General features: G+C 60.9%; 4 protein-coding genes and 1 pseudogene. 4 read left to right on the top strand and 1 reads right to left on the bottom strand.

Annotation, left to right across the window (positions count from 1 at the left end; all coding sequences use genetic code 11):
- The first annotated feature begins 6 nt into the window (after positions 1-6).
- The 3 genes from BLJAPNOD_RS06850 to BLJAPNOD_RS06860 all read left to right on the top strand — a co-directional run bounded on the left by BLJAPNOD_RS06850 (position 7) and on the right by BLJAPNOD_RS06860 (position 3419).
- Entirely contained in the window at positions 7-1104 is a 1098-nt protein-coding gene (locus tag BLJAPNOD_RS06850; protein ID WP_115419323.1) for a D-alanyl-D-alanine carboxypeptidase family protein, read from the top strand.
- 12 nt (positions 1105-1116) lie between these two features.
- Positions 1117-2286: a GTP-binding protein gene (locus tag BLJAPNOD_RS06855; RefSeq protein WP_115419324.1), complete on the top strand. Its 1170-nt coding sequence runs from the start codon at positions 1117-1119 to the stop codon at positions 2284-2286.
- Positions 2287-2738: 452 nt separating this feature from the next.
- A complete protein-coding gene (locus tag BLJAPNOD_RS06860; RefSeq protein WP_077502786.1) occupies positions 2739-3419 on the top strand; it encodes a response regulator transcription factor in 681 nt (226 codons plus the stop codon).
- Between the two features lie 197 nt (positions 3420-3616).
- Here the strand turns inward: BLJAPNOD_RS06860 and BLJAPNOD_RS06865 are convergent, their stop codons facing one another.
- Entirely contained in the window at positions 3617-5110 is a 1494-nt protein-coding gene (locus tag BLJAPNOD_RS06865) for an ATP-binding protein (protein WP_244610885.1), read from the bottom strand.
- A 446-nt stretch (positions 5111-5556) separates the two neighbouring features.
- On the opposite strand from BLJAPNOD_RS06865, the pseudogene BLJAPNOD_RS06870 reads away from it, so the two are divergent.
- Positions 5557-15003, top strand: a pseudogene (locus BLJAPNOD_RS06870) (peroxidase family protein); the annotation flags it as partial.
- Positions 15004-15010 lie beyond the last annotated feature (7 nt).

The following is a 15010-nucleotide window of genomic DNA, read 5'->3' on the forward strand; positions in this document are numbered from 1 at the left end:
TTTTTCATGCGTGGCAAGGCAAAGGCAGTGGGTGTCGTGGCTGGCGCCTGCGCGAGCCTTCTCATGGCAATGCCGGCATTTGCCAATCCGCGGCTCGTTGTCGACGTCAATACACTGAAGGTTTACGAGCACCAGGATATCTTCCAGAAGTGGTATCCGGCGTCGCTGACCAAGCTGATGACGGCCTACACCACCTTCCGGGCGATCAAATCGGGACAACTGGCGCTGACGAGCCCCGTCGTGATGACCAAGAACGCTGCCTCCGAACCACCGAGCAAGATGTTCTACAAGCCCGGCCAGGCGATGACGCTCGACAGCGCGCTGAAAATGATGCTGGTGAAGTCGGCCAACGACGTGGCGGTGGCAATTGCCGAAACCGTTGGCGGCTCCGAGCCCGCCTTTATCGACCGGATGAATTCCGAGGCGCGCCGCATCGGCATGACGTCATCGCATTTCGTCAACGCCAACGGCCTGCCGGGGCCGGGCCAGTACACCACTGCGCGCGACCTTGCGGTGCTGGCGATCACGCTGAAGCGCGAGTTTCCCGAATACGCGTCCTATTTCTCGCTGGAAGGCTTCACCACCGGCAAGAAGGACTATCCGAACTACAACATGCTGATCGGCCGCTTCGAAGGCGCTGACGGCATGAAGACAGGCTTCATCTGCGCCTCCGGCTTCAACCAGGTCTCCTCGGCGACGCGCGACGGCCGCAGCGTCGTTTCGGTCGTGCTTGGCGAAGACAGCCTCGGCGCCCGTGCTGACGAATCCGCGCGTCTGATGCAGATGGCGCTGACGACCTCGGGAGCGGCCAAGCCATCGCTGGTGCAGATCGCGCCCTATGGCGAGACGCGCGATCTGGTGGCTGACGTCAGCAAGCAGATCTGCTCGCAGGCCGCCGCCAAGGTGCGCAGCGAAGGTCGCGACGAAGCCGGACGGCAGAAGCTGCTTTCGCCGTTCATCCACGAGATCAACCGCCCGCTGAAGCTGGCCTTTGCCGGCCTCATTCCCGGCAGCGGCGACAAACTGGCCAAAGCCGGCACGGATCCGGCCGGCCAGGGCGACGTCGCCAATGTGCCGATCCCGGTGCCGCGGCCGAGCCTCTGATCGGAGTTTTCCATGGTTAGCCCACTGCCGGCGGTGCCGGTCTCGATCCTGACCGGTTTTCTCGGTGCGGGCAAGACGACGCTTTTGAACCGGCTGCTCAAGGATCCGGATCTCTCCGACACAGCCGTCATCATCAACGAATTCGGCGATGTCTCGATCGACCACCTCCTGGTGGAAGCCTCGAGCGACGGAGTCATCGAGCTTTCCGACGGCTGCCTGTGCTGCACGGTGCGCGGCGAACTGGTGGACACGCTTGCCGACCTCATGGACCGGATGCAGACAGGGCGCATCAAGCCGCTGAAGCGTGTCGTCATCGAAACGACAGGGCTTGCGGACCCGGCGCCGGTGCTGCAGTCGGTGATCGGCAATCCGGTTATCGCCCAGAGCTTCCGTCTCGATGGTGTGGTGACGGTGGTCGATGCCGTCAACGGCCTGCAGACGCTTGCCAACCACGAGGAAGCGCTGAAGCAGGTCGCGGTCGCCGATCGCATCGTGATCAGCAAGGCCGGGCTTGCCGATCAGGCGCGGTTGGAAGAACTGCGGTCGCGCCTGCGAGCGCTCAATCCGCGTGCGCCGTTCGTCGACGGTGACAGCCCCGAGGCCGGTAAGGGCGCGCTCTTTGCCTGTGGCCTCTACGATCCCGCTTCGAAGATTGCCGATGTCGGCCGCTGGCTGCAGGATGAGGCAGATCACGGCCACGAGCACCACAGTCACCATCATCATGACGGCGATCATCATCATGACGGCGATCATCACCACCACGACCATCACCATCATCACCATCACCACGATGCAACGCGCCATGGTTCGGACATTCGATCGTTCAGCATCCTGCATGACAGGCCGATCGAGCCGATGGCGCTCGACATGTTCATCGATCTCCTGCGCTCAGCCCATGGCGAGAAGCTTTTGCGGATGAAGGCGATCGTCGCCGTTTCCGACAACCCGGAGCGACCGCTGGTGCTTCACGGCGTGCAGAACGTCTTTCATACCCCGGAGCGGCTTGCCGCCTGGCCGGATCCGGCCGATCGGCGGACGCGTATGGTCTTGATCACCAAGGGGCTGAGCGAAGCTTTCGTGCGCGACCTTTTCGATGCCTTCACCGGCAAACCGCGAATCGATCGTCCCGATGCCCAGGCGCTTTCGGACAATCCCTTGGTTGTGCCTGGTATGAAGTTCTAGGGTTTTAACGCGGCAGTCCGCGGCATCTTTCTGCCGATTCTGTGAAAGAAGGTTAAAATCCGTAGTACTTTCGGGTGATCTTTGGCGGCGGCGGCAAACATTTTTGGGCTAATATTCTGGCGTTACTTAAAATGTACCGAGATGCTCCAGAAAACGCCGCCTCGCGTTTCTCCTGTTCCGGGTTGCTCCCTACTGAGTGACCTTTCAATCGCATAAGCAATTGTAAAGATTGCAAATAGTCTGGCTTTTGCAGGTTCCCGTCTAAGGAGTGCTTGTGTATTTCTTAGACCGCAAGGCGAATATCTTCGCTGTGTTTGAGACGTGCCACCTGTGCCTTCGTCCGTGTCGGCACGGTATCCGTTCACTTTCTAAATTAACTAGAAGTTAAGTGTGTTCTTTTAAACGCGAACCTGATGAACTAGCATGTTCGTTGCGGAGGGAGAGCAACGACCATGTCGATATCAGTTGCATTTGTTGACGACCATCCGATCCTTCTGGAAGGACTGGTCAGTTTATATTCTGGAAAAAGTGACCTCGAAATCGTCGCGAAGGGCGAAAACGCGGTCGATGCTTTGAAAATAGTTGAAGAATTTTCACCTGAAGTTCTCGTGCTCGATTTGAGCATGCCCGGCGACGCCATTGCGGCTATCGAGCTGGTTGCGCAAAAATACAAAGACACGCGGATCATCGTCTTCACCGCAAATTCAAGCATTGAAACCGCGATACAAGTCCTGAATTACGGGGTCTCTGGCTATGTGCTGAAAGGCAGCAGCGCCAGCGACCTGCATGAGGCCATACGCACCGTCTATGACGGCGAGACGTTCATCACTGCGGGATTCGCGACCAAGGTCATCATGGCCATGAAAACAGCGGAAATCCGCCGGCGGTCTCAGGCACAACGACGCCTGAGCCTGCGCGAAGAGCAGATCGTTCGCCATCTCATGCGTGGCAGCACGAACCGCGAAATAGCGGTCTGTCTTGATATCAGCGAAAAGACCGTCAAACATTACATGACGGTCTTGATGCAGAAACTCGATGTCAGGAACCGTGTGGAAGTGGTGCTGGCAGCGCAGCGCCTGGATGTCCTGCCCGACGGCTCTGCCGAGCGTGGTGCATCACGGCGCATCAACTAGGCGATCGAACATCACAGCACCGCGCGTCAAGTATGATGCGCGGTGCTGTGGCACTTCAGGCTTGCTGCATGGTTCGAGCCTTAATTCCAATTCTATCTAAGGCATGATGCCATAGCCGCCCAGAACGCCGAATCTCGCGCGAATGCGGCGGTCTCACCGTTTCGGTTTGCCTCCTGCCTGCGAAGCATCATTGAAATCTATGGACGATCGAACGGGCCGCCGCTGTGATCGAGCGGCAGAACCGCCGTTACCACCATGCCGTTTGGCCGGCGGATCATGCGCATGCGGCCGCCAAAGGCGCGAATGCGGCGTTTCTGCGTGATGGTCCCGAGCCCGGTGCGCCCAGTGCTGCGCGGGGTCACTGATGTCGATGGTGCGTCGCCCACATCGGCCACGGTGATGAACAGGCGGTTGTGGCGCGTGCCGTAGCGCAGATGCTGGCGGTTGCCCGGTGCATGTCGTTCGCTGTTCATCAACGCTTCCTGGATGAAGCGATAGACGCAGATGTTCAGGTGTGCATCCACCTTCTGCGATGCGATCAGCCCGACCACATCGACATCGCGACCTATGAGATCCACATGCCGCCTGACCGCGAGCAGGATCGTGTCGTTCAGCGACATGTCGTCGAGTTCCGGCAGCACGAGATCGGAGGAAATGTTCCTCAAATCTTCAAGCACCGTCGTAACCGTGCTGACCAGCCTGTCGATTTCTTGCGGCTTGACGGCCGCTGCGGTTTGGCCGCCGGTCTGCGGCGAGGCCATGTCGCTGAGTTTCAGCTTGAGCAATGTCAGCAGTTGGACCGGACCGTCGTGCAGATCGGACCCGATCTGGTCGAGAATCATCTCATTGAGCTTGCCGGCCTCGAGCCGGGCCGTCTCCGCCGCTGCGCGCAGCCGACGGTTCTGGTTGGACAGTTCAAGTGCCCGACCAAGACTGTGGCGGATGGCAGCGTGTTGGCGATCGATGAGCAGGCTGCCACTGCGCACGATCAGGAAGAGGAGCGCCAGCATAGGCACCGAAACGAGAAGAACGATGCTGACCGTTTCGCGCCAGGCGGTCGACAACTCACCGACCAGGAAATCGGGGCGCTCGTAGAATTCGCCGACCAGCAGCACCTTGCCTGCCTCATTGTGCACGAGCGGTGCGTAGACCTCGATATACATGCCGCGCTGCTCTTCGCCGGTATATTCATGCTTCTGGATCATCGTGCGAGAAACGACGATTTCTCCCGTCAAGGCGCGCTGCAGCTCGTCAAAGACAACCTCTTCGTCGATGAGCTTGCCTGACGTCGAATACATCAGGCTTCCATCGGGGCTCCAGATTTTCAATTCGTGCACATGCTGACCGAGAGCGCTGGTCCCGAGAAGCTGCTTCAGCTTATCTTCTACGATGGGCGGAAGGACGCCACGCTTGATGTCTTCCTCGGAGATCAGCGGTGCAACGAACGTCTGAAGATAGGCGGCGCCGAGCGAGCCGACGCTGTTGAACACGGTTCGCTCCAGGCGGTTTGTCGTCCAGATCGCGAGCGCGATCATCAACGCCACGACGATAAACGAGGCGATGATGATGAAGCGAACTTCAAGCCGGAGCCGTTGGAATGCCGACGCCAGCTTTTGCAGAGTGGCTGAACTGCTCAGGTTCAGCGGAAAGATGCGCTTGGCCATTTCGGTGTTGTTCCCGGCGGCATCCATGAGACTTGTCCGATCGCGTTTCTGCGATCTTATATGCTCTATTCCTTAAAAATGCCTCCGCTAAAACCGGCATCGTCCATCAAAAGAAGCCAAAAGCCGCAATTGAAGCAAGGGAATTCTGTAGTCAATCAAATGGTTACGGTTAACTTTCAGACTGCGGGAAGAGCTGCGGCACAGGCAGGGCCTCCCGAGCCGGGCACCAAAGCGATGCAGACATTCACGCGGCGTCGGCATGCGAAATCTTGCTCCGACTAAGGTCTGAGAACAGTGGAGACCAAAGTGTTCCGGTCCGACTGTCCTTTAGTCGCGAAAATCACGCGACCTTGTTCTCTACGCCGACCGCGGCTTCGATGCGTTAATGGCGACCAGTACCAGTAGCGCGACCTCTGTTGGCGGAAAGACATGTGTCCTTCCGGGAGGATCGCTGTGTCTCGACGGAGGGGAAAATGGCCGCGTTCAAGCTCAATCTTCAGGACATGATGTTCATTCTGCGCCAGATCAAGATCGCAGAAGGGAACTCGACCGCGCATTCCGGCGCGAATGCCCAGGACCTTAGGGAGATCTACGTCGATGCGGCCGGCAATGTCGTTGCGGCAGGCACGCCCGGTGCGCAGCTCGCGATCCCCGACCCCCATGTTCCGAACGGCCTTCGCACCGTCGACGGCACCTACAACAACATCGTGCCCGGTCGCGAGACCTGGGGTTCCGCCGACCAGGCGATGCCGCGGCTGTTGGACGCCGAGTATCGCAACGACACCGATGGCGACAGCATCGACGTCAACGGGCCAGCGCCCGGCGGCGTCTTGACCGGCGGCAACTATGGTGCACCTGGCAGCAATGTGGTGGATGCCGATCCGCGCATCATCTCCAATCTCATCGTTGACATGTCGATCAACAACCCGGCAGCCATCATCGCGGCCCTGACCTTTGCCGGTTCGGAAGACCCGCAGGGTGACATGGCGCGTTTGCTTGCCGCTCGCGTGACCCAGCAGCAGGCTGATGACGCCGTTGTCGCTGCGCAGAATGCACTCAACGACGCGAACACAGCCCTCGATCTGGCTGTCGCCGGCTACACGCCGGGCAATCCGGCCAGCATCGATGCCATTCAGGACGCGGCGAATGCCGTGACCGCAGCCGAGGAAGCGCTGGCATCAGCCGAAGTGGTTGCCCAGGATCCGTCCGCGGCGCTCGAGGCCGTTGCAGCCGAACTGGGACTGGTCATCGGCGATGAGGGCAACCTGTCCATTCCCAACGTGGCACCGGACGAAGGCCTTTCCGCGCCCTTCAACGCCTGGATGACCTTCTTCGGTCAGTTCTTCGACCACGGCCTCGACCTGATCACCAAGGGTGGCAACGGAACCGTCTATGTACCGCTGCAGGACGATGACCCGCTGGTGCTCGGAACGGATGGCGTGGCTGGAACCGCCGACGACCTGCCGGCGCATCTGCGCTTCATGGTCCTGACCCGCGCGACGCCGGATGGCGATTCTCATACCAACACGACGACGCCGTTCGTCGATCAGAACCAGACCTATACGTCGCACGCCTCGCATCAGTTCTTCCTGCGCGAATATGCGACCGTCGGCGGTGCGCCTGTCGCGACCGGCCGCCTGCTTGACGGGTCGGCGAACGGCTTGCCGACCTGGGCCGACATCAAGGCGCAGGCAGCAGACGTGCTCGGCATCCAATTGACCGATGCCGATATCTTCAACATTCCGCTGATCCGCACGGACGCCTATGGCGAGTTCATCCGCGGACCGAACGGATACCCATTGCTGGTCACCGGTCTGGGCGTCGACGGAATCCCCAATACGTCCGATGACGTCGTCACCGAGGGCAATCCCTCAAATCCTGTGAACACGTTCACGGCAGGCGCGCTGCGTATCGGCCACGCCTTCCTGGACGATATCGCCCACAACGCCGTTCCCGTTTTCGATGCGCTCGGCAACCTGGTAGCCGATGCCGACGGCGACACCGGCAATGCCGTGGCATTCAATCCGCAGACCGGCCGCAACACCGAATATGACGACGAACTGCTCAACCGCCACTTCATCACCGGCGACGGCCGCGGCAACGAGAATATCGGTCTGACGACCGTGCACCACATCTTCCACTCCGAGCACAATCGCCAGACGGATATGCAGAAGATGACCATTCTGCAAAGTGGCGACCTCGCCTTCATCAATGAGTGGCTGTCTGTTGATATCACCCAGGCGGAGCTTGACGCGTTGCCGGCAACCTTCCCGGCCGACCCAGTGGAGCGGGCAGAACTTCTTGAATCCTTCGGGTGGGATGGCGAGCGCATTTTCCAGGCCGCCCGCTTCGCCACGGAAATGCAATACCAGCACCTGGTGTTCGAAGAGTTCGCCCGCAAGATCCAGCCGGCGATCGACCCGTTCGTCTTCAACAGCGTCACCGACATCAATCCGGCGATTTTCTCCGAATTCGCCAACACGGTCTATCGCTTCGGCCATTCGATGCTGACCGATGAAATGCCGCGTCTTGATGCAAATGGTGTTCTCATCAATCCGGAAGTCGGGCTTATCGAAGCCTTCCTCAACCCGGTCGAGTTCGATCTCGACGGGACGATTTCGCACGATGCGGCCGCTGCGGCGGTCGTGCGCGGCATGACGATCGAACGTGGCAACGAAATCGACGAGTTCATCGTCGGATCGCTGCGCAACAATCTGCTCGGTCTTCCGCTCGACCTGGCGACGATCAATATCGCCCGCGGCCGAGACACAGGCATTCCCTCGTTGAACGAGACGCGCGCCCAGCTCTATGCGGCAAGCGGCTCGACCTTCCTCACACCCTATGACAGCTGGGTGGACTTTGCCGCCAACCTGAAGAATCCGATCTCTGTGGTGAACTTCATCGCGGCATACGGCCTGCATACTCTGGTGGACGACGAAACAACACTTGCCGGCAAGCGTGCCGCTGCAATGGCAATCGTCTTTGGGGAAGACCAGGTGATTGCCGACGCCAACGCACCGGGCGGGACGCGCACGATCGTCGTGCCTTCGGATCGCCTCGATTTCCTCAACAGCACCGGCGACTGGAACATTGGCAACAGCGGCCTCAACCTGATCGATCTGTGGATCGGCGGTCTGGCCGAAAAGAAAATGCCGTTCGGCGGCATGCTCGGCTCGACCTTCAACGCCATCTTCGAAGCCCAGATGGAAAACCTGCAGGACGGCGACCGGTTCTACTACCTGACCCGCACGCAGGGCCAGAACATGCTGAACCAGCTCGAGCAGAATTCCTTCTCGAAGATGATGATGGCCAACACCGAACTGGCACAGCCTGGGGCGGACGGCATCCGCGGCACCGCCGACGACATCATCGAGCGCCACATCGGCGTAGACTCCTTTGCCAAGTACGACTTCGTGCTCGAGGTCAACCAGGCCAATCAGGCCGAGCCGGATCCGGAAGGCAATGACCCGGCGCTCGAAGCAATCGGGCTCGGCAAGGTAGTGCGTGACGATCCGCGTACGGCGGCAATCGAAACGAACTACCTGCGCTTTACCGGTGGCGAACATATCGTCGTCGGTGGCACCAACAATGCTGACACGATCATCACCGACTTCGGCGACGATGCGATCTGGGCCGACGACGGCAATGACCGCGTTGAATCCGGCGCAGGCGTTGACCTCGTCAACGGCGGCGGCGGCGACGACATCCTGACCGACAGCGGCGACACCGGCGACTTCATCAAGGGCGAGGAAGGCAACGACGTCATCGCCAACTCCAACGGCATCGACATCCTGATGGGCGGCGACGGCAAGGACGTCGTCTTCGTCGGTGTCGACGACACCGAAGTGTTCGCCGGTGCGGGTGACGACTTCGTCCTCGGCGGTGACGGTGTCGATCTCTTGATGGGCAACGAGGGCGACGACTGGCTTGAGGCGGGCGGCGGCTTCGACACCACGGCCGGCGACAACTCCGAACTGTTCTTCAATTCGGCGATCAAGGGTCACGACGTCATGTTCGCCGGCAACGAGGAACACGACTTCGACGCTGAATCCGGCGACGACATCATGGTCCAGGGCGAAAGCGTCATGCGCAACGAAGGCATGTTCGGTTTCGACTGGGCGATCTTCAAGGGCATGGCGCTCGACGGCTACGCCGACATGCGCATCCCCATCTTCACCACCGAGGCGGAAGACATCCTGCGCAACCGCTTCGACAAGACAGAGGCTCTCTCCGGCTGGGATCACGACGACACGCTTCTCGGCGACGACCGTGTTCAAGGCGACATTCTGCCGGGCGACACGGTTGCGACCACGGAAGGCATTTTCTTCAACGACGAGCTGTCCCAGGCGGGCGTCAACCGCATCGAAGGGCTGCGCGCCTTGCTTGGCAACCTCATCACTGCAGCACCCGTCGGCGCGACGGCAGCCCAACTCGAGGCTCTGTCGGCCTTCAACTCTGGCAACATCCTGCTTGGCGGTGGGGGCTCAGACAGCCTGCGCGGCAATGGCGGGGATGATTTCCTCGACGGCGATGCCTGGCTGAACGTGCGTATTCGCATCACGGCGCCAGGGGTGGAAAACACGCCGCAGAACCAGATTTCCTCCGTCGACAGCCTGAAGCATGTCTTCACGGTGAACGACGCGGCAGACCCGAGCTGGGTTGGAAAGTCGCTGTTCGACCTGATGATCTCCCGCACGATCGTGCCGACGCAGTTGCACATCGTTCGTGAGATCGTTGAGGACGATGGTGTCGGCGATGTCGACACAGCCTTCTTCAACGACACGTTCCTCGACGCCAACGGCAACGCCAACTACACGGTTGTCCGCAATGCTGATGGCTCGACGACGATCTCGCATATCAACGTCAGCAACGTCATCGATCCGTTGACGGAACGCAATCTCGTCTCCGACGGTATCGACAGGCTGCGTAACGTCGAATGGGCCGAGTTCACGGACGGTACGCGCATCTTTCTCGCCAACGAAGCGCCGACGGACATTCGCTGGAACGCCATCAACCCGAATAACAACGACCTGCCCACGGGGGCGATCGCGAATCTTGCGACGGTCGATGACGACAGCACGGCCTGGACCTATTCGCTGCAGCCCGGAAGCAGTGCTGGCTTCACGGTCTCACCGGCCGGCGTCGTCAGTCGGGTCGGGGCGATGACGGCCGATACCACGTATACGCTGGTCATCCGCTCGACCGACGATTTCCTCAACACCTATGACGAGACGTTCACCATCAGGACCGGCAGCAATCTGGGCAACGATCTGACAGCCTTTGCGACGGCTGGCGATGACGTTCAGTATGGCGACGACGGCAACGATACACTCGCCGGCGGTGCCGGCGACGACTCGCTCTTCGGCCAGGACGAAGACGATGTCCTGTCCGGTGGCCTGGGTAATGACCGGCTGCACGGCGGTACCGGCGATACGGACACGGCGTCTTATGCCGGTGCCAGTGGTGCGGTCACCGTCAACCTGACGACCGGAACGGCTACCGGTGCCGACGGCGACGATACGCTGATCGACATCGAAAATATTACAGGCAGCGCCTTTGACGATACGATCACCGGCAATGCAGGCGCCAACACGCTGACGGGCGGTGCCGGCAACGACACCTACTTCGTCGGAACAGGCGACACCGTGGTCGAGGCTGCCAACGGGGGTACCGACACTGTCAACAGTTCGGTCACCCATACGTTGGGCGCCAATGTCGAGAACCTCAATCTGACCGGCACCGGCAACATCAACGGCACCGGCAACGCCTTGAACAACATCATCGTCGGCAACACCGGAAACAACACGCTCGACGGTGCGGCTGGTGCCGACACCTTGAGGGGTGGTGCCGGCAACGACATTTATGTCGTCGACAATGTCGGTGACGTCGTCGACGAAACGGCGGTAGGTTCCGCCGGAACGGACACGGTCCAGACGACGCTCGGCAACTACACGCTCGGCGCCAATGTCGAAAACCTCACCAAGAATGGTGGCGGTGCCATTACCGGCGTCGGCAATACGCTTGCAAACACCATGCTCGGCAACAACGGGGCAGATACGCTTTCGGGCGGTGATGGTAACGACATCATCGACGGTGACGACGGCAACGACAGACTGCGTGGCGGCGCCGGCGACGACACCTTCAATGACAACAACGACAACGATGTCTACGTCTACGACACGATCAATTTCGGCAACGACACGATCAACACGTTCGATGCCAACCCTGCCGGCGGTGGCCAGGATCTCATTGACCTCAGCGGCTTGGGCATCACGGCAGCCAACTTCGCGACCCGCGTGCTGGAAACCCGTGTGGTCGTTCCCGGAACGGACGATACGTTGTTGACCATTCGGGACGCCACCGGCACGACCACGATCGGTACGATCCTCGTCGATGCCGTTGATCCCAACGACATCAGCATCGCCGATTTCATCCTCGCCGATACGCCGGCTCCGGCTGCCATCAACGGCACCGGCGCAGGCAACACCCTGACCGGGTCGACCTTTGCCGATCAGATCAACGGCCAGGGCGGCAACGACACGATCAATGCCGGTGCAGGCGATGACACTATCACCGTCGATGTCGGCGAAGGCCGTGACTTCATCAACGGCGAGAGCGAAGATGCCAATGGCGACACCGTGGTCGTCAACGGCGACGCTTCCAACGAAACCTTCCGGGTCTATACCCGCACCGAATGGGCAGCCGTCGTCGGCAACAACGTGGCCAACCTGAATGCGGCGACCGAAATCGTCATTACCCGCAACGGCACGAACTTCGCTTCGGTCATTGCCGAACTCAACGACATCGAGGAGATCGTCATCAATACGGGCGTTGGCCCGGACACGGTGCTGACGATCGGCGATTTCTCGCCGACCGGGCTCAGCGTCAACACGATCACGATCAACGGCGATGCCGGCGACGACACGGTAGACTTCAGCGCACTGCAGTCTTCGCACCGTATCCTGTTCCGCACCAATGGCGGCAACGACACGATCGTCGGCAATCTCAGACCGCAGGACGTGGTGGAACTGGCGCCGGGAAGCAACATTTCCGACTACACCATGACCACCAATGCGAACGGCACGAAGACGTTCTCGAACGGGACGCACTCGATCACCTTCGCCGGTGCAGTGCCGCCGCAGTTCCAGAATACGCCGCCGACGCCTGGTAACGGCGAAGGTGTTTCGGGTCGCTTCGAATATACCGCGAACGATCTTGCCGGCCTCAAGAACCTGGTCAACGGTCTGCCGGCCTTCGACACTGATGATGACACCAACGACTTCTCCGGCGTGCGGACACTATCCGGTCACGGCAACAACGAAGACAATCCGACCTGGGGCTCGGCCGACACGCCGTTCATCCGCATCACCGATGCGCACTACGGCGCCTACGACCCGACGACCGGCAACAACAACATCAATCCGATCTTCTCGGGGCTCGACCCGCGCAACATCAGCAACATCCTCGGTAGCCAGGAGCTCGACCTGCCGAAGAACGACAAGGACGCCAACATCTTCTTCATGGCGTTCGGCCAGTACTTCGACCATGGTCTCGACTTCCTCGGCAAGGGCGGCAACGGCGCGATCCAGATCGGCGCACCGGGCAACGGCGCACCGGGATCGGGCAACCCGGCCGATCTCACTCGCGGGACGGTAAGCTCGATCGTTGACGGCGTACCGCAGCACCTGAACAAGACGTCGCCATTCGTCGATCAGAACCAGGCCTATGGTTCCAACGATCTGGTCGGCCAGTTCCTGCGGGAAGGCAACGGCTCGGGCGGTCTCGGCGCACATCTGTTCAAGGGGGCAGCCGACCCGTCGAACGACGACTTCTCGCTGCTGCCGACGCTGCGCGAGTTGATCCTGCATCACTGGCAGAACAACACCGTGTTCCATTCGGCCTCGCTGCCGGGCGGGCAGGTCGCGTTCCAGACCTATTTTGCCGGGCTGGTGACCAACGGCGCCATCAACGAAGCGATGCTTCCGGCCATGACGTCCAACTTCATGGGCAGCACCCATGCGCTGCTTCTCGACACCAACCCCTTCATCAAGCTGCTCGATCACTATGTGGTCGGCGACGGGCGCGGCAACGAGAACTTCGCGCTGACCTCGATGCACACCATCTGGGCCCGCAACCATAACTTCCATGTGGAAGGTCTGGAGGCGGCCGGCTTCCAGGGAACGGCTGAAGAGCTGTTCCAGGCGGCCAAGATGATCAATGAGGCCGAATACCAGCGGGTGGTCTTCAACGAGTTCGCCGACATGCTGCTCGGCGGCATGCGCGGCCTCGGTAACCATGGCTTCCTCGAGTACAACCCGGATGCCACGGCCGGCATCTCCCATGAGTTCGCAGCCGCGGTCTACCGCGTCGGACATTCGTTGATCGGTCAGACCATGACCGTCATCGGCCCCGACGGGCAGCCGAAGCAGGTGGCTCTGTTCGATGCCTTCCTGAACCCGAGCAATGAGGCCGGCGTGTTCACCGGTCCCTTGCCTCCAGGCTACGTGCCGCAACCCGGCTACGAACAGCTCGGCGTCAACTCCATTCTCGGCGGGATCATCACCCAGCAGGCCGAAGAGGTGGACTTCAACATCGTCGACGCGGTTCGCAACGACCTCGTTCGCATCAATGCCGATCTGTTCGCCTTCAACGTGGCGCGCGGATGGGATGTCGGCCTCGGAACGCTCAACCAGGTCCGCATGGATCTGGCGGCCTCCCAGGATCCCTATGTCTCGGAAGCACGCGGCTTTGCCGGCGACATGTCCGCCTACACGTCGTGGGAGGATTTCCAGACACGCAACGGCCTTAGCCCGGCGGTGATCAACCAGTTCCGCCAGGCCTATCCGGACCTCGTGCTGCAGCCCGGCGATATCGCCACGTTCCAGTCGATCAATCCGGGTATCCAGGTGGCAATGCAGGCCGATGGTACCGGCGTCGTCAAGGGCATCGACCGCGTCGATCTCTGGGTCGGCGGCCTTGCCGAAAAGCATGTGAATGGCGGCATGGTCGGCCAGACTTTCTGGATCGTGCTGCATGAGCAGTTCGACCGCCTGCAGGAAGCCGACCGCTTCTACTACGCAAGCCGCTTCGACAACTTCGACTTCTACGAAAACTTCATCGACGGCCAGGAGTTTGCCGACATCATCGCTCGCAATACCGGCATGACGGATCTTCCCGAACATGTCTTCCAGACCAACGAACCGGACGATGGTGATGATGGTGCTGGCAACCCGGATGATGATGAAGACGATGGTGATGACGACGGCGACCCCGTTGGCGGCGGCGATGACGGCGACGACGACGAGGATGACGACGACGACACCGGCGGCCCCGACGATGATGGGGACGACGATACTGATGATGACGATGATGATACGGCCGGCGGCGGTGATGACGATGGCGACGACGAGGGTGACGGTTCGGGCGATGGGGACGGTGGCGAGACGCCGTTGCCGGTTGCGGCGCGCACGCTGATCGGAACGTCCCAGGCGGATGTGCTCTTGGGTGGTGGCCTTGCCGACGTGCTTCTGGGCGGCGGCGGTGGCGACATCCTGTCGGGGGATGCGGGCAGCGACGTGCTGCGCGGCGAGGACGGCGAGGATGTGCTGTCGGGCGGCGACGGGGACGACGTTGCCTCGGGCGGATCCGGCAATGACGAGATCCACGGCGGTGCCGGTGCCGACATGCTGTTCGGCAATGGCGGCGAGGACCTGATCTACGGCGACGCCGGCAATGACGTCATCGAAGGCGGGGCGGGATCGGACAAGGCCTGGGGCGGTGCCGGCGACGACATCGTGCTCGCCACCAAGGGCGACGGCGACGACAGCTACTGGGGCGACGGCGGCGTCGACACGCTCGACTACTCCACCGCCACCAGCACCCTGACGGTCGACATGGGCACCGGCTTCATGGGCCGCGGCCAGGTCT

The organism is Ensifer sp. M14 (genome assembly GCF_003355565.1).
GTDB lineage: Bacteria > Pseudomonadota > Alphaproteobacteria > Rhizobiales > Rhizobiaceae > Ensifer.

Bases quoted from the DNA above. Each gene is read 5' to 3' on its own strand.
- BLJAPNOD_RS06855 (WP_115419324.1), top strand. From the start codon at position 1,117: ATGGTTAGCCCACTGCCGGCGGTGCCGGTCTCGATCCTGACCGGTTTT.
- BLJAPNOD_RS06865 (WP_244610885.1), bottom strand. From the start codon at position 5,110: ATGGATGCCGCCGGGAACAACACCGAAATGGCCAAGCGCATCTTTCCG.
- BLJAPNOD_RS06860 (WP_077502786.1), top strand. From the start codon at position 2,739: ATGTCGATATCAGTTGCATTTGTTGACGACCATCCGATCCTTCTGGAA.
- BLJAPNOD_RS06850 (WP_115419323.1), top strand. From the start codon at position 7: ATGCGTGGCAAGGCAAAGGCAGTGGGTGTCGTGGCTGGCGCCTGCGCG.